At 70.7% G+C, this 16,237-nt stretch carries 11 protein-coding genes; all 11 read right to left on the bottom strand.

The features are described from left to right. Positions 1-18 precede the first annotated feature (18 nt). The 11 genes from tssH to BM013_RS11910 all read right to left on the bottom strand — a co-directional run bounded on the left by tssH (position 19) and on the right by BM013_RS11910 (position 15,687). Complete coding sequence (gene tssH / locus BM013_RS11860; protein ID WP_093126979.1) at positions 19-2,706, bottom strand: type VI secretion system ATPase TssH; 2,688 nt, start codon at positions 2,704-2,706, stop codon at positions 19-21. Between the two features lie 39 nt (positions 2,707-2,745). Further along, a complete protein-coding gene (gene tssG / locus BM013_RS11865) occupies positions 2,746-3,780 on the bottom strand; it encodes a type VI secretion system baseplate subunit TssG (RefSeq protein ID WP_256221474.1) in 1,035 nt (344 codons plus the stop codon). Then, the gene (gene tssF / locus BM013_RS11870) at positions 3,777-5,669 is read right to left on the bottom strand and encodes a type VI secretion system baseplate subunit TssF (protein WP_093126981.1); all 1,893 of its coding nucleotides are present in this window, start codon (positions 5,667-5,669) and stop codon (positions 3,777-3,779) included. Before tssF ends, tssG begins: the two co-directional genes overlap by 4 nt. Positions 5,670-5,780: 111 nt before the next feature. Beyond that, on the bottom strand, positions 5,781-6,290 hold the full coding sequence (tssE, locus tag BM013_RS11875; protein ID WP_093126984.1) for a type VI secretion system baseplate subunit TssE: 510 nt from the start codon (positions 6,288-6,290) through the stop codon (positions 5,781-5,783). Beyond that, on the bottom strand, positions 6,283-7,131 hold the full coding sequence (locus BM013_RS11880; RefSeq protein ID WP_093126987.1) for a type VI secretion system accessory protein TagJ: 849 nt from the start codon (positions 7,129-7,131) through the stop codon (positions 6,283-6,285). Before BM013_RS11880 ends, tssE begins: the two co-directional genes overlap by 8 nt. A 52-nt stretch (positions 7,132-7,183) precedes the next feature. After that, complete coding sequence (locus tag BM013_RS11885) at positions 7,184-7,741, bottom strand: type VI secretion system tube protein Hcp (protein WP_093126989.1); 558 nt, start codon at positions 7,739-7,741, stop codon at positions 7,184-7,186. Positions 7,742-7,792: 51 nt separating this feature from the next. Continuing rightward, entirely contained in the window at positions 7,793-9,781 is a 1,989-nt protein-coding gene (locus BM013_RS11890; RefSeq protein ID WP_177225466.1) for a caspase family protein, read from the bottom strand. Positions 9,782-10,062: 281 nt separating this feature from the next. Continuing rightward, entirely contained in the window at positions 10,063-11,292 is a 1,230-nt protein-coding gene (locus BM013_RS11895) for a hypothetical protein (RefSeq protein WP_093126995.1), read from the bottom strand. Positions 11,293-11,319: 27 nt separating this feature from the next. Then, entirely contained in the window at positions 11,320-12,069 is a 750-nt protein-coding gene (locus BM013_RS11900; protein WP_093126998.1) for a hypothetical protein, read from the bottom strand. A 23-nt stretch (positions 12,070-12,092) separates the two neighbouring features. Continuing rightward, positions 12,093-13,703, bottom strand: a complete 1,611-nt coding sequence (locus BM013_RS11905) for a murein transglycosylase A (RefSeq protein ID WP_093127001.1) — start codon at positions 13,701-13,703, stop codon at positions 12,093-12,095. A gap of 55 nt (positions 13,704-13,758) precedes the next feature. Then, positions 13,759-15,687 carry a serine/threonine-protein kinase gene (locus BM013_RS11910; protein WP_093127003.1) on the bottom strand — a complete coding sequence of 643 codons (1,929 nt, stop codon included), beginning with the start codon at positions 15,685-15,687 and terminating at the stop codon, positions 13,759-13,761. Positions 15,688-16,237: the final 550 nt, after the last annotated feature.

The following is a 16,237-nucleotide window of genomic DNA, read 5'->3' on the forward strand; positions in this document are numbered from 1 at the left end:
CAAGGGCTCGCGCCCATGTCAGTCGAACGCGTAGGTGAAGTCCGCGTCCTTCACGTCCAGCGCCACGCGGCGGATTTCCCCGCCCGACGCCAGGCGCTGCAGGTACTCGACGGAAATCGTCGGCAGCACGGTGTTGGTCAGGATCGCGTCGATCACGCGGCCGCCCGACTCCGGGTCCTGGCAGCGCGCCACCACCTGGTCGACCACCGCGTCGCTGTACTCGAAGGGCACGCCGTGGTTGGTCTCCACGCGCTTCTTGATGCGGCCCAGCTGCAGCCGAACGATCTTCTTCATCATGTCCGGCGACAGCGGGTAGTAGGGAATGGTCACGATGCGGCCCAGCAGCGCCGGCGGGAACACCTTCATGAGCGGCGCCTTCAGCGCATCGGCCAGCGCGTTGGAGTCGGGCAGCAGCTCGGGGTCGCGGCACATGCTCATCACCAGCTCGCTGCCGGCGTTGGTGGTCAGCAGGATGATGGTGTTCTTGAAGTCGATCATGCGGCCCTCGCCGTCTTCCATCCAGCCCTTGTCGAACACCTGGAAGAAGATCTCGTGCACGTCGGGGTGCGCCTTCTCGACCTCGTCGAGCAGCACCACGCTGTAGGGCCGGCGGCGCACCGCCTCGGTCAGGATGCCGCCCTCGCCGTAGCCCACGTAGCCCGGTGGCGCGCCCTTGAGCGTGGAGACGGTGTGCGCCTCCTGGAACTCGCTCATGTTGATGGTGATGATGTTCTGCTCGCCGCCGTACAGCGCCTCGGCCAGTGCCAGCGCGGTCTCGGTCTTGCCCACGCCCGACGTGCCGCACAGCATGAACACGCCGATGGGCTTTTGCGGGTTGTCCAGCCGCGCACGCGAGGTCTGAATGCGCCGCGCGATCATCTCCAGCCCGTGCTTCTGGCCGATCACGCGCTGGTTGAGCGTGTCGGCGAGCTTGAGCACCGCCTCGACCTCGTTCTTCACCATGCGCCCGACCGGAATGCCCGTCCAGTCGGCCACGACCGAGGCCACGGCCTGCTCGTCGACCGACGGCAGGATCAGCGGCGACTCGCCCTGCACCGCGTGGATCCTGGCCTGCAGCTCGTGCAGCTCCGCGAGCAGGGCCGAGCGGTCGGGCGAAGCCTCGGTGGCGGGCGGCGCCTCCTTGTCGACCGGCTGGCTGCCCTTGCGCAGTTGCGCGCGCAGTTCGAGCAGGCGATCGACCAGGCCCTTCTCTTCCTTCCAGCGCGCGTTGAGCGCCTCGAGCTGCACGTTCGACTCGGCCAGCAGCACCGCCACCTGCGCCGCGCGCTTGGTCACGTCGATGCCGATGGCTTCCTCGCGCCCGATGATTTCCTGCTCGACCGTGAGCCCTTCGATGCGGCGCATGCAGTCTTCCACTTCGGGCGGCGTGGCGTGCTGCGACACGGCCACGCGCGCGCAGGCCGTGTCGAGCAGGCTCACGGCCTTGTCGGGCAACTGGCGCGCGGGAATGTAGCGGTGGCTCAGCTTCACGGCCGCTTCGATGGCCTCGTCGAGCAGCTGCACGCGGTGGTGCTTTTCCAGCACGCTGGCCACGCCGCGCAGCATCAGGATGGCCTTGGTCTCGTCGGGCTCGGGCACCTGCACCACCTGGAAGCGGCGGGTGAGCGCCGGGTCTTTCTCGATGTACTTCTTGTACTCGGCCCAGGTGGTGGCGCCGATGGTGCGCAGGTTGCCGCGTGCCAGCGCCGGCTTCAGCAGGTTGGCCGCATCGCCGGTGCCGGCCGCGCCGCCCGCGCCCACCAGCGTGTGGATCTCGTCGATGAACAAAATGATGGGCGTGGGCGAGCTCTGCACCTCGTCGATCACCTGGCGCAGGCGCTGTTCGAACTCGCCCTTCATGCTGGCGCCGGCCTGCAGCAGGCCGATGTCGAGCGTGAGCAGCTTCACGTCCTTCAGCTGCGGCGGCACGTCGCCGCGCGCCAGGCGCTGCGCAAAGCCCTCCACCACGGCCGTCTTGCCGACGCCGGCCTCGCCGGTCAGCAGCGGGTTGTTCTGGCGGCGGCGCATGAGGATGTCGACGATCTGGCGGATTTCCTCGTCCCGCCCGGTCACCGGGTCCATCTCTCCCTTCTTGGCCTTTTCCGTGAGGTCGACAGCAAATTTCTTCAGCGCGTCGCCCTTGCCCATGGCGGCCGGCGCCATCGCGCCCGTGTCTTCGCCGGGCGCGCCGCTGCCCATGCCGGTGCCGTCCTGCGCGCGCATCTGCGCTTCGGGCGAGGCGTCGCAGATCCTGGCGAAGTTGTCGGCCAGGTCCTCGACCTTGACCTTCTCGAACTGCTTCGAAAGGCCGAACAGCGGGTTGCGCAGGCTCTGCGTCTTCAGCATGCCCACCAGCAGGTAGCCGGTGCGCACCTGCGCCTCGCCGAACTGCAGCGTGGCGTAGGTCCACGCGCGCTCGATGGCGTTCTCGATGTGCGGCGAGAAGTCGCTGATGGCGGTGGCGCCGCGCGGCAGGCGGTCGAGCGCGGCGGTCATGTCCTTGGCGATGACCGACATGTCCAGCCCGTAGTGCTGGATCACGCGGTGCAGGTCGGAGTCTTGCGCCTGCAGCAGCTGGGCGAACCAGTGCTCCAGTTCCACGTACGGATTGCCCCGCATCTTGCAGAACACCGTGGCGCCTTCGATGGCCTTGTAGGCCAGCGCGTTGAGTTTTCCGAAAAGGGCGGTGCGGCTGATTTCACTCATGGAGGACTCCGTATCTCTTCTGAACGAATGAAGATGGGTTTATTGAAAGACGCTCTGGCTGCCGATGCGCACGTCGGCCGCATCCCTGGAGCGCGCTCGCTCGCCGAGCCACGAGACCCAGCCCAGGCGCGGACCGTTGCCCTTGGCATTTCCCAGCCGGGTGAGCGGCACCTGCTTTTTCTCGAGCACGAGTTCGGCGTCCCACTCGAGCTCGTCGCCGAGCAGCTGCTGCATCCAGCGCTGCAGCACGGGGCGGGCGTTGCCCACCTCGGCGATCGGCAGGAACATGCGGTACTGCGCGAGCGTGAGCGGCCCCAGGTGCAGCCGCACGCGGTGCTGGCGGTCCCATGCGCGCGTGCCGAGCATCGCGCCCATGCCCATCGAGCGCGAGCTCTCGCCCTGCCCCAGCCGCGTGAGTTCTTCCACCGGCAGGCGCATCCAGTGGCCGACCCAGCGCTCCAGCCGCACGGGCACGCCGAAGTAGCTACACAGCACGCGCTCCACGCTCTCCACGTTGTGCACGCGGCGCGCGAGCCAGCCCGAGAAGTGCAGGCGCGCGTCGTCATGGATCTCGTCGCGCCCCGTGCGCCCCGGCGTTCCGATGCCCACCAGCGCGCCCACCTGCAGGCGAAAGCGGTCTTCGCCCGGACGGTCGAGCGCCACGGCCGGCCGCGCCTGCGCCCACGCGCGGTAGAAGTGCAGCGAGAAGCGGTGCGCGAAGCTGTCGAGGAACGCAAGCCAGGTCGGGTCGCCGTGGTTCAGGCTGCGCTCGCGGATGAAGTCGCTCAGGTGCACCGGCAGCGGACCGTTGGGGCCGATGTAGCCGAAGAACTGCTGGCGCAGGCGCGGCGGCGAATGCGCGGTGGCGGGCTCGAAGCGGCTGAAGCTCGCGGGCGCGAACGAGAGCGAAGGCTCCTGCCCCACGCGCACCGGCTCGGCGCCAGGCAGCAAGGCGCGGCCCCAGCGCGGCGTGGTCGCAGCGACCGACTCCAGCCGGCGCATCACCGCGAAGTAGTCGAACGCCCACGGCTGCGCGGACCACTCGCGCAGCGCCGCGTCGACCCGCGTGCTCACAGAATCTGGCGCGTTCCGCACAGCGGCCTCCAGCGCATGGTCTCGCCCTTGCCCGCCACGCGCAGCACGGTCTCGACGAAATGGTTCACCTCCACATGGCGCGAAAGAAAGCGCGCGAGCACCGCGCCGAACAGGAACGCGCTGTGGCCGTGAAAGGCGTCCCTGTCGACTTCGAGCGTCACCTCGAGCCCGCGGCCGAAGGCGATCGGGCCCTTCAGCGGCAGGCGCCGCGCCACGGGCTTGCTCTTCACCGAGAGCAGGCCGCGCACCTGGCCCTGGCGCATCTCGTCGGCATGCACGGCGTAGAGCATCAGCGTTTCGCGCAAGGCGGCGGCGCCCTGCTCGGGCGTGCTGTCGGACAGCGAGAGGTAGTTGAGCGCCAGGTGGTCGACCACGCGCCAGCCGAGCCCCTGGCTCACCACCGGCGACACCGGCCGCGAGGGCCCGCGCACCATGCGCACGCGCTGCACGGGGAAGGAATCGACGCAGTCGAAATCGTTCTCGCGGCCCAGCGGCATCAACAGCGGCAGGTCGCGGTTGGTGCACAGCGCCGTCACCGCCAGCTGCCGCAGCGTGGCCGCGTACGGCGCCTGCTGCGGATCGACGATCTGCATGTAGACCTCCGAGCCGATGTGGCTGCTGCGGTTGCCCTCGGTGCGCTGGCGCACCGACAGCATGCGCGGCTCGCGCGTGGTCGTGAAGTAGGCCGGGTGGCTGGTGCGGCTGCCGTGAAAGGCCGAGTAGAACGGGCGAAACGGCTGTTCGGCCGCCGCCGCGTCGGCGCCCGGCACGCCGTGGCCGATGACCTCGGTGACGGTGTGCACCTCGAAGTCCTGCGGGCGCGTGCGGTCGGGCACCAGGTGGAACTGGCTCACGCCCTCGGTCATGGGCACGCGGTCGAGCCGTTTGGTGAACAGGTTGACGGCCGGCACGCAGTGCAGCTGCACGTTGTCGGCGCTCACGAGCTTCTCCAGCGCCGCGTCGCCGCGGGAGAACAGCAGCACGATCTCCACGTCGCTCACCGGCATGGCCGCGAGCAGCGCCTTGAGCCCGCCGATGCGCACGAACTGGAAGCGCTGCGGGAACGCGAAGTACTCCTGCAGCAGGCGAAAGCCCGAGAAGCCGGTGGCCGTGACGGGCAGCAGCGCCTCGTCGTCCTCGAAGCCGACCGCACCGATGGCGCTGGCCGGCAGGCTCTGTGCAGTGCCTTGCAAGGCACCGCTGGGCGCGAGCGGCCGCACCAGCACGCCGATGGGCTGGCCCAGCGCGCATTCATGCAGTTGCCATGCGACGTCTTCCGCGCCACCGAAATGCAGCACGAGATCGTCGAGCGCGATCTGGCTGAAGTTCAGGCCGGCCGTGGCGCGCAACGCGATGCGCAGGCCGCCGCGGATGGCGCGCGACTGCGGGTGCGTGTTCAGCGGCAGGTCGGGGGCGTAGGTGAAGTACTGCGCGCGCTGCACCTCGACGGGCCAGACGCGCAATGCACTGGCCGTGCGGAACTCGCAGTGCGTGTTCTGCCCCACCGCCTGCCGCGCGCGCAGGCCGCTGCCGCGCGGCAGCGTGGGGCCGGCCGCGAGGTTGGCGTCGTCGGGGTCGGGCACGAAGGACACCACCACCATCGCCGGCGTGGGCGCAAGGAAGTGCGGATAGACGATGTCCAGCAGGTGGCCCGTAAAGCGCGGGTACTCGGCGTCGAGCTTGAGGCCCACGCGCGCCGACAGGAAGGCCGTGGCCTCGATGAGCCGTTCCACGTACGGGTCGGCCACTTCCTGGCCTTCGATGCCCAGGCGGTGTGCGATCTTCGGGAACGCGCGCGCGAACTCGGCGGAGCTTTCGCGGAAGTAGCGCAGTTCCTGTTCATACAGGCTCAGCAGCCGAGGGTCCATGGCATTACTCCGGAAAGGCGGCCGCCGCCGGGCCGCCCCAAGGCGAGCCGCGCCTCCCCCTCGGGGGGTGGCGAATTGCACGAAGCGCAGCGAAGTGAAAAGCCGGGGGGCTCATAGCTTCGCCATGTCCACGATCTCTATGCGGCCTTCTTCCAGATCAACGCGGCTTCGCATCAGGAACTCGAGCGGCACGGGCTGCGCCCACAGCATGCCGCGTATCTGCAGGCCGATGCTGTTGTGGGAGTCCAGTGCCGGGCCTTCCATGACGAGTTCTACTTCGAGGGTGCGGGACAAAATGCGCGGCTCGAACTGCAGGATTGCGTTCTTCAAAGCCTGTTCCATGCTGACACGCTGCACCGACGAGGTGAACTGGCCAGACAGCATAGGCAATCCGTAATTGATGACCGAGCGCGCCGCGTTCGGGTATTGCTTGTCGTCCATCGAGAGGCCGTGGCCCGTCGCATTGAAGAGCCATCCGAGGTCGCGCAGCACGGCCTGGCGCAGCGCCTGCTTGGTCAGCGTGCGCTTCTCGTCGCCCTCGCGTTTCTCGTCGGGCGCGTTGTCGACGAGGCGGTCGAGCAGCGAGGGCTGCAGCCGCTCCTGCGCCGTGAGCTCAGCCATCGACGGCACCCTCTTCGGCATGGCCCGTTGCAGCGGCCGCGGTCTGCGCGGCCTGCGTGAACAGGATCTCGCGCACGTCCATCAGCGCGTACTCGCCCGCGTCGCTGCCGAGCACGCGCTGGCCGTGGCCGGCCCACACCTCGGGCCGCAGCTCGCGCCACTCGGTCTTGCGCGCCAGGCGCAGTTCGCCGTCCTCGGTCTTCTCGGTGCCTTCGTAGCGCGTGGGAATCAGCGCGAGCGTTTCGCCGCCGTTCTCGAACTGCAGGTGCGCGGGCATCCACACGCAGTCGCGCAGGTCTTCGGGCGGCTCGATCTTGATGTGCGCGAGGCGCGCATACGGAATCCAGTAGTACTTGCCGTTGACGAAGGCCTCCAGCACGGGGCCCAGGCGCATGTCGGCATCGGCCAGCCATTCGAAGGGCGTGCCGTCGATGGTGCCGCCGATGGCCGGCGCGCCGTCGAAGGCGCGCTGGCGCAGGTCTTCGGCCAGTTCGCTTTCGCCGCGGCCCTGGCGCAGCAGCGACTCGATGAGCAGTGCCAGCCATTCGTCGGGCTGGCCGAAGATCATCGGCGTGCGCGTGCCGGCGAACACCTCGGCGCGCAGGCCTTCGCAGCGCACGGCCTCGCCGTAGACCTGCTTCATGGGCACGGCGAGCGCGTCGAGCTCGGCCGCGACCGTCAGCTGGTTCAGCGCGCGCTCCCATTGGCCGAGCACGCACAGCAGCTGCGCCATGAAGACACGGTGCTTGCTGTCGGCGGGCTTGGCGCGCACGTCGTCGCTCAGGGCCTTGAGGGCGGCCGCGGGGTCGGCGGCCTTGAGGAATTCGACGGCGGTCGTCATGGTGCGTGTTCCTTGAAAGTAAGCAGGCTGAACGTGGGCGAACCGAGGGTGCTCAGGCGCGCGTGAACTGGCATTCGCGCACCGCGCCGCGCGCGCCGGTGGCCTTCTGCGGGGCCGACTTGACCTTCGCCGTGCGGTAGCTGATGGAGATCAGCTCCGAAGGCACGCCCCAGTTGCCGCCGGTGTTGAGCACCAGCCGGCAGATGCGCGCGTTCTCCAGCGCAAGTTCGAAGGTGGCCTGCGCGTCGGTCGAGAGCTGGTCGCCGCCGGCCCTGAAGACGCTGATGACAACCTTCAGGTCTTTCTCCTGCGCGCGCAGCAGGCTGGCGATGGTGGCGGTGGCCGCGTCGCTGCGGCGCGCGACGATCAGGTTGTTGGGCACCACCTGGTTCTGCGCGGACGACTCGGGCACCTGCACCGACCAGTAGTAGCCGCCGATGCTCAGGCGCGCCTTACCGTCGTCGAAGGCGCGTGCAAGCTCGCCTTCGACCGGCGAGCCCTTGCTCTCGATCATCATGACCAGGTCGACCTCGGCCGAGCCCGCGCCGATCAGGTCGTAGAACTGCCGCGCGTCTTCGGGGCTCCAGGAGCCGTCTTCTAGAAATGCCATATCACCTCCGGTGTTCGGAAAAAAGACTGCAAGGGATCGCGCACGCGCACTTCATGGCCGCGCCACGCTGTTGTCGGTAGCCGCGCCGCGCCGCAGCAGCGCGGCAAACACCTGGCGCTCCGCGTTGTCGGCCGGCGGCTGGCCGCCGCGCACGCGCACCTCCGACACGTCGGCCTGCGCGTAGGCCACGCCGAACAGGCGCGGCGCGCTGTAGGGCGTGGCGGGCACGGCCATGACGAGCAGGCGCGCGTCGCCGGCGGCGTCGAGCCATGGCAGGTCGAAGCGGCGCGCCGAGGGCTGCTCGGGCGTGCCGCGCTTGAAGCGGTTGGTCTCGCCGAGCTCGTCGGGGTAGACCGACTGCAGCGTGCCGCGCGCGTCGATGCCGGCGATGACGAGGTCCAGCGAACGGCCGCTGGTGTTGCGCACGCTCAGGCGCAGGCGCTCGCCCGGGCGAGGCGCGGGCAACGCGCTGGCCGGTTGAGCCTGGCCGAGCGGCACGCTGCGCACGAGGCGCTCGGCGCTCCACGTTTCCAGCACGGCCTCGAAGCCGTCGAGCTGGCCGTCCTTGCCGTAGGCCTGCAGCTGCGCGAGCCACTTGAGCTGCGCGAGCGCCTGCAGGCGGCGGCGCAACGCGGCCGCGTCGGGCACCACGACGGTGGACACGCTCGCGCCGAACACCGGTGCGAGCAGTTCGAGGCGATGGCCCGCGGGGCCGAGGTCGGTCCAGCGCACGTCGGCCGCCGATGCGTCGTCGGTGGCGCGGATCGCGGCCGGATAGTCGAGGCTCAGGCCGGCCGGCAGGGCCTTGTCGGCGCGCACGCGCAGCGCGGTGGCGGCCGGCTCGGTCATCGGCGTGACGCTCCAGAAGGCGCTGCCCGACACGTCCTTCAATGCCGCGGGCACCGCGAGCCACGCGCCGCCGAGCTTGATCTGCGCAACGGTGGCCGGCGCGCCGCGCACCGCGCCGTCGTCGAGCGTGGCGAGCACGCGCACTTCCTGCTGCGGCGCGAGGCCGTCGAGCAGGCCGGCCTTGACGGCGAGGCTGTCGCCGCTGCGCTGCGCGCGCCACACCGGCCGCGTGGACGCGGGCGCGCTGCTGTTGGCGAACAGCGGCGCGTCGAGGTTGCCTTCGGCCACGGGCGACGGCAGCTCGCGCGTGGGAAAGCGCTGCGCGAGTTCGTCGATGACCGGCGGGTACAGCGCGAGCACACCGTCGAACAGGTCGCGCCAGGTGGCCGGCCTGCGCGACAGCGCCTCCACCACGGCCCAGGTCAGCAGGCCCTGCGGACGGGCGTCGCGCGCCTTGCGGGGCAGCCGCAGTTCGGGCGTGATCTGGTGGCTCTCGGACGCGAAGAAGGCGACGTAGCGTGCGCGCGGCACGGCTTCGGCAGGCGTGGGCGGCACCGGTGCGCGCGCGGGCGGCGCGCCGGGCGCCAGCTGCGTCGGACGCAGGCCGCGCCAGCGCACCTCGTCCTCGGGCGGCCCTTCGGCGGTGGCGGGCGTGTCGGCCGTGCCGCGCGTCATGGAGTTGGCCGAGCAGGTGTCGAACACCGAGGCGATGAAGACGTTGCGGGCCAGGAAGGACTGGATCCACGCGTCGAAGTCGACGTCGCGCAGGTCGCCCGTGAGCACGGTGTCGCTGCCGAGCGTGCCGCGCACGTCGCGCGCGAGGAAGTTCTCCGACAGGCCGTCGGCCTCCTGGTAGCGCTTGGCGATGTCGCGCAGGCGGGTGCCGTGGCCGGAAAAGTACAGCAGCACGAAGTCGCCGCTCTTCGACTGGGCGAGCAGCCGCGCCAGCGCGTCGTGGATGGCCTGCGACTCGGGCAGCGCGGCACCGTTCACGCCGTCGGCCAGCACGGTGATGTCGGCGGCGCCGAAGCCCTGCTTGAGCAGCGCGTCGCGCATCAGCATCACGTCGTTGCGCGGCGCCTGCAGCCACAGCGCCTGCGGCTGGTTGACGAGTTCGGAGACGCCCACCAGCAGCGCGCGCTGCGTGGCGAAGGCAAGGCTGCCGCAGGCGAGCAGCCAGAGGACGAGCATGGCCTGCAACAGGCGCAGTTGCCTTGCTCCTTGCCCCTTTGGGGGAAGGCTGCGATGGGGGCAGGCAGTGCGCCCGATGGATACGCCGCTTGCCCCCACCCCAGCCCTCCCCCGCGAGGGGAGGGAGCAAGTCCCGAAGTCCCGTGTTGCCTCTGCGCCTTCCCCCTCTGGGGGAAGGCCGGGATGGGGGCAGGCAGAGCGCCTGTCGAATGCGCCGCTTGCCCCCTCCCCCGTTCCCCCCTGGAAGGACAGCGAGAAAGACCGATACAGCTCGGCGCGCCTCATGGCCGCTGCTCCGTTGCGGGACCCGCCGACTCGACCAGCGGCGAGGCCGCCAGCACCGCCAGCGCGTCCACCGGCTCCGGCACGCGCAGGCGCCATGCGCCGTTGCCGCCCGGTCCGCCCACCACGTCGGCCGAGATCGACTGCAGCAGCCGGTCGGCCTCGTCCATGCGCACACCCGCCTTCCAGCGCACGACCAGGTCGGCCCGCGTCGGTGCGGGTGCCGTGGGCACGGCGCGAAAGCGCACGTCGTCGTCTTCGGTTGCGTCGTGCCCGCCGAGCAGGCCGACGTTCTGGATCACCACGCACAGCGCCAGCACCGCGAAGGCCGGGCGCGCCCAGCCCTCGGCGCCGAACCAGCGGCGGATGCTGCCCCACCAGCCGCCCTCGGGCCCGGCCTGGGGCCGCGCACGCGGCGACGGCGAGGCACCGGCTGCATCGGCCGCATCGCCCGCATCTCCCGCATCGCCCGCATCGCCCGCATCTCCCTGTGGCGCCATCAGCGCCCGGCCCAGCTGCAGGCCGGCGTCGCGGTACAGCGCCTGGTAGTCGGTGCGCGGATCCTGCGGGCCCAGCGGCGTGCCCGACAGCACCGAGAACACGCCGCCCACGCTGCGCAGCGCGATGTGGCCGGGCTCGGGCGCGATGGCCAGCGTGGCGTGCGCGGCCCATTCGTCGTGCACCGCGCGGATCGCGGCCAGCCGCGTGGCCGACACCTCGCCGAGCACGCGCGCGCACAGCTGCGGGCTGGGCTCGAGCGTGAGCACGTTCCACGCCTGGATCACGCCGAACATCGGTTCGAAGGGCTCGTCGCCGGGCTCCAGCAGCACGTCGAAGGCGCTGGCCCAGTCGGGCTCGCCCGCGGCCATCCAGCCCTGCCAGAGCTCGCCGTGGATGCAGCGATCGAGCAGCACGCCGAGCAGCCGCCCCTCGTGCACCACGCTGACGAGGCGGCCCGGCGCCCAGCGGGCCGGAAAGGCGCGCTGGGCAACCGCCTCGCGGCGCCGGGCCAGCTCGGTGAGGGGCAGCAGCAGGTCGTGCGGCGGCGCGTCCGGCGCTGCGGGTTCGACGCCCGTTTCGGCGGCCGAACCGGGCATGGCCACGACGGCCGTCTGGCCCGGGGGGTCGTTCGCCGCTTCAGCGTCGGGCACGGGCGCGCGGGTTTCTGGCGCGCGGGTTTCGAGCGCGTTGCGGATCACGCTGAGCGGGGGCCAGAGGTCGGTGGTCATGGCGTCTGTTCCTGAATGGCTATGTCTTCAGGCATAAGACGCTTCAGCCCCCAGGATTTTGAAAACCTGCAGGATCGCGGCCATGTTGCCGGGCTCGATGGCGATGCCCAGCGTCTGCTGGATCCAGCCGCCGAGCCGGGTCCGGGCGTAGTCCGCCGTGAGCCCCTCGCGCTTGTGCACGAGGCCCAGGCGCCCCGCGCGGTAGTGGTACGACGCGATCGCGTGGCGCGAGGCGATGCCCGACAGCCCGCCCTCGGCCTCCTTGCCGAAGCCCTCGCACAGCAGCAGCCGCTCGGGCTCGGGCAGCTCGGCGATGAAGGCGCGCGCGGCCAGCTGCACGCGCTGCGCGCTCAGGCCGTGCTCGGCCAGGCAGCCGTCGAGGTCTTCGTCGGCGCCGACCGCGTCCTCGAGCTGGGCCTCGGTGACCTGGTCGCCGATGGACAGCTTGCGGCGGAACGCGCTCGCGCGCGTGCAGTCGATGAGGTAGCGGCGAAAGTAAGCGCACAGCGCAAAGGCCGTCGAAGGCGCGCTGTGGCCCGCGCGCTCTTCGGCCTCGTCGGGGTCGGCGTCGAGCCGCAGCACCTTCACGTAGATGAACTGCGCCACCAGCTCCTGGCGGCCTTCGCCGAGCACCTGCAGCTCGGGCGGGTTGCAGGCCACCAGCGCATCGCCCACGATGCGGTACATGGCGCCCATGTCGTTCGGGGACAGCGTCTGCCGGCGCCGCCAGAGGCGGACGAGCTCGCTGCTTTGCGCGGACGACAGCGTTTCCTGCATGAAAGGTCGAGGCGCCCGATCGGTCAGTCGTCGACGCAGCTGCCTTCGGAAGGCACCAGGCACTGCGGCAGGTCCGCGCCCACCGGGCCGCCGCGCGTGCGGATGGTCGACGACGCCGCCGCCTGCGCCACGGCCAGGCCGCGCGGCAACAGGATCCACAGCTGGCCGCGCTCCTTCATGCGGCGCGCGTTGGTCGCGGCCTGCTGGCCGTTGCCGAAGAAATAGTCGGCCCGCACCGCGCCGCGGATGGCGCCGCCGGTGTCCTGCGCGATGGTCAGGCGCTGCATGGGCGCGCCGCTGCCGGGCGTGCGCGTCGACACGAACACCGGATAGCCCAGCGGCGTGCTGCGCGGATCGACCGCAATGGAGCGCCCCGCCGACAGCGGCACGCCGAACGCGCCCACCGGCCCGCCGACGGGCGAGGTGGCTTCCTTGAAGAACACGTAGCTCGGGTCCTTGATGCCCGAGCCCATCACCCCACCGGCCCCGCCGGCCGCGCGCCGCCCCGGCACCACCACCGGCCCGCTGGCCGCGGGCCGCGCGAGCGTGAAGCCGCGCGTGCGGATGGCGCCGCTGTCGACAGCGCCGGCCGCGCCGGCATCGTCGTCGTCGCCGTCGTCCAGCTGCAGCTCGATGGACGAGCCGCGCACCTTCACCGGGCTGCGCGGCTTGCCGTTGGCGGCCTGCGCCAGCGTCGGGCGGAAGGGCTGGCCGTTCTGCTCGGCGTAGGCCACGCGAATGATCTCGCCGCTGGCCAGCTTGATGCGGCCCGAGCCCTGGATCTGCATCTCGTACAGCGCGGTGGCGCTGCTCACGAAGGCCAGCACCTTGGCGTTGGGCGCGCCCTTGGTCTCGATCTCCTCGCGCGTGTAGTAAGGCAGCAGCTGCTTGCCCTCGACCCGCAGGCGCACCTTGCGGTCGAGCGTGTCGCGCGCGATGCCCGAGAGGTCGAGCGCGTAGAGCCCCGGCGCGCCCATGTCGCGCGTGCTCAGCCCGGTCTGCACCACCACGTTGCGCCCGTCCACGCGCGCGGCCACCGTGCCGTTGCCCGCGGGCAGCTTGCGCGCGTCGGCGAACAGCATGTCTTCCGGCTGGCCGTACACGGGGTAGATGAACGGCGCGCCGTACTGGCGGGCGCCCGCGATCTCGGGCTCGAAGTAGCCGGTGACCACGCCGTCGGGCCGGCGGTCGTCGTCGCGGATCTGGTAGGCCGAGAACTCGCTTTCGAAGAAGCCCCGGATGGTGTTGGTGTTCTTGCCGTCCACGCGCAGCGCGCGGGCGCACACGTCCTTCCATTCGGCGCCGCGACCGGTGAGCACCTTGCAGCTGCCGAGAAAGGCGGGCCAGCTTTCGGAGAAGTCGTCGCGCGCCCAGCCCGGCACCGCGTCGAAGCTCACCGAGGTGTAGGTGGCGAGCTGCGTGGAGAAGGTGCGCGCCTGGCCGGCCACGCTGGCACCGGCCGGCGGCGGTGTGCGCGGCGTGGCGGCCGTGGTGTCGGGCGCGGCGGCGGCGGTGCCGGTCGAAGCCGGCGGCGGCACGGCGCAGCCCGCGAGCGAGGCGGCGGCGGCCGCCACGGCCCAGCGAAGCGCGATGGCGTGGAACTGCGGCTGCAGCGGCGAGGATGAGGCGGTCATGAAAGTCTCCTTGTCCGGAAAAGGGGCGGCGCGCGGGCCGGCGCTCTACAGACGATTACTTCTCGACGATTTTGAAATTGGCGACGCCATAGGCGTCGTTGCACGGGGTGTTGGGCGCGCACACGGGCTTGCCCAGGAGCGGCGACGGCCCGGTGCCGCGCGTGGCCTCCAGCGCGGCCAGCACCGGCAGCGGGAACACGGGGAACACGCCGTCGTTCTGCACGCCGGCGGCGCTGAAGTCGCGCTCATGCTCGCTCACGAGCACCGCGAACTGGTCGGTGCCGGCGGGCCCGCCCGCGTCCATCGGCCACGAGGCGCGCGGCAGCGAGAGCGTGCCGCCGGCGGTGATCTTGTTGTACTTGTCCAGCAGGTTGGGGAACAGCAGGAACATCTCGCCGCCGCTGGACAGCAGGAACACGTAGACGAAGCCCTCGCGCTTGCTGCGGACCTCGAAGGCCAGGCGGTCCTTGCCGATGGCCACCTCCGGCTTCTTCGGCGCGGCCGTCACGTCGAAGCCGGGCGCGGCGCCGGCGGCGAGGGACTGGATGGATTCGGTGGGGGTGCGCGGCGCGGGTGCGGGCGGCGGTGGTGGTGGAGGCGGTGGCGGCTGTGTCTCTGCCACCTTGGTGTCGGGTGGCGGAGCGGGCGTCGCGGTCGCGGTCGCGGTCGTTGTCGTTCTCGTTGTCGTGGTGGTGGCCTGCCGGGTGCCGGTGTCCGCTTCGTTGCTGCCCGCGCGGCCCTGCAGCCACCACCAGCCGCCACCGGCTGCGGCGGCGAGCACGGCGATCGATGCGAGGGCGACGACGGTCTTGCTGCCCTTGCCCTTGCCGGCATCGGGCGCTGGCTGCGCTTTACCGGCGCCCTTGCTGGTGGCCTTGTTGACACCGGCGATGACCGTGGCCGCATCGGCATTGGCCGTGCCGGCGCTGCGCGGCGGCTGCGTGCGCGGTGTCGGCGCGATGCTGTGGCCCACCTCGAGGCCGAGCGCGTCGCGCAACTCGCCCATCGACTGCGGCCGCTGCTCGGGCCGCACGCCGAGGCCCGCGTCGATCGCCTCGAGCAGGCGCGTGCTGTAGCGCTCGCGCAGGATCTCGTTGCCCGCGAGCGGCACGTAGCTGTCGGACAGCAGGCGCGCCACCGAGGGCGGCGGCGCGCGGCCGCACACGGCCACGTGCATCACCGCGGCCAGCGCGTAGACGTCGGTCCACGCGCCCTGCGACATGTCGGGCATCTCGGCGTACTGCTCGATGGGCGCGTAGCCGGGCTTGAGGATGACGGTGATGGCCTGCGTCTTGTCGGTGATCACGCGGCGCGCGGCGCCGAAGTCGAGCACCACCGGGCGGCCCGAGCCTTCGAGCAGGATGATGTTGTCGGGCGCGATGTCGCGGTGGTAGCAATGGGCGTTGTGCATCACCGCCAGCGCCTGCGTGATGCCGTCCATGATGCGGAGGAGCCAGGCTTCGTCCACGCCCGCGGGGATGGCCACCAGTGCCTCCCTCAGCGTCTCGCCCCGGTAGAAGGGCATGACCATGTAGGTGGTGCCCTTTTCCTGCCAGAAGCGGTAGACCTTGAGCAGCGACGGGTGGTCGAACTGGGCGAGCAGGCGGGCTTCGTTGATGAAGCTGCGCATGCCGAGGTCGAAGGTTTCCCTGTGCCGTTCGGACAGGGGGACGACGGTGCCGTCCTGTTGTCTTGTCGACAAGGAAGTCGGGAGGTACTCCTTGATGGCGACGACGCGCTCGAGCGTGTGGTCCCAGGCTTCGTAGACGACGCCGAAGCCGCCCTGGCCTATGACGCGGGTGACTTCGAATTCTGCGAGGCGGCTGGCTACGGGGAGGAGGCCGGCTTCCGTTGTGCCGGTGGCGGGGGCGGTGACGCGGGTTCCTGCCGTGATGACCGTGGCGGAGGTGTCGCCTGTCGTTGTCGGCTGGATTTGTTTGGGGACTACTCGGGTGCGGTCGTCTTCTGGAGGGGAGTCGGTCATGGACGGGCTCCTTCTTTTTGGACGCTGCAATCGTTTTTTGTTCCGGGGCCGGGTCTCGCCCCGGCAGGCGACCTACTTTTCTTTGCTTCGCCAAAGAAACGTAGGCAAAAGAAAGGCGACCCCACTGTCTGCGACCCCTGCGCTTCGCTACGGGGCAACCTGCGGTGCTCACGTTTCGCGGGGGCCCACCCAAACTCGCTTCGCTCAAACAAGGGTGGGCCCTGATCCGCGAAACGCTCCGCTCCTCGGCGCAGCCAGAGGGGAGGAGAAACCACACAGGCCATCGCTACGCTCGGCCCCCATGCGGCTGCAGGCGCTGCGCGCCTGCAGCCGTTCGTGCCGAGCGAAGTGATGGCGCGTACGGTTCCCGCTCCCCAAGCCCTTCTGGCTGCGCCGAGGAGCGGAGCGTTTCGCGGATCAGGGCTCGCAGCTGTTTGAGCGCAGCGAGTTCTGCGAGACCCCGCGAAACGTGAGCACCGCAGGTTGCCCGCAGCGAAGCGAAGGGACGCAGACAGCAGGGTCGCCTTTTCTTTGCTTACTTTCTTTTGGC

It is taken from the genome of Variovorax sp. OK605, from assembly GCF_900115445.1.
GTDB lineage: Bacteria > Pseudomonadota > Gammaproteobacteria > Burkholderiales > Burkholderiaceae_C > Variovorax.

What these genes read in the sequence shown, in the direction of transcription:
- tssH (WP_093126979.1), bottom strand. Translation starts at nt 2,706, where the DNA reads ATGAGTGAAATCAGCCGCACCGCCCTTTTCGGAAAACTCAACGCGCTG.
- tssF (WP_093126981.1), bottom strand. Translation starts at nt 5,669, where the DNA reads ATGGACCCTCGGCTGCTGAGCCTGTATGAACAGGAACTGCGCTACTTC.
- tssE (WP_093126984.1), bottom strand. Translation starts at nt 6,290, where the DNA reads ATGGCTGAGCTCACGGCGCAGGAGCGGCTGCAGCCCTCGCTGCTCGAC.
- BM013_RS11880 (WP_093126987.1), bottom strand. Translation starts at nt 7,131, where the DNA reads ATGACGACCGCCGTCGAATTCCTCAAGGCCGCCGACCCCGCGGCCGCC.
- BM013_RS11885 (WP_093126989.1), bottom strand. Translation starts at nt 7,741, where the DNA reads ATGGCATTTCTAGAAGACGGCTCCTGGAGCCCCGAAGACGCGCGGCAG.
- BM013_RS11890 (WP_177225466.1), bottom strand. Translation starts at nt 9,781, where the DNA reads ATGCTCGTCCTCTGGCTGCTCGCCTGCGGCAGCCTTGCCTTCGCCACG.
- BM013_RS11895 (WP_093126995.1), bottom strand. Translation starts at nt 11,292, where the DNA reads ATGACCACCGACCTCTGGCCCCCGCTCAGCGTGATCCGCAACGCGCTC.
- BM013_RS11900 (WP_093126998.1), bottom strand. Translation starts at nt 12,069, where the DNA reads ATGCAGGAAACGCTGTCGTCCGCGCAAAGCAGCGAGCTCGTCCGCCTC.
- BM013_RS11905 (WP_093127001.1), bottom strand. Translation starts at nt 13,703, where the DNA reads ATGACCGCCTCATCCTCGCCGCTGCAGCCGCAGTTCCACGCCATCGCG.
- BM013_RS11910 (WP_093127003.1), bottom strand. Translation starts at nt 15,687, where the DNA reads ATGACCGACTCCCCTCCAGAAGACGACCGCACCCGAGTAGTCCCCAAA.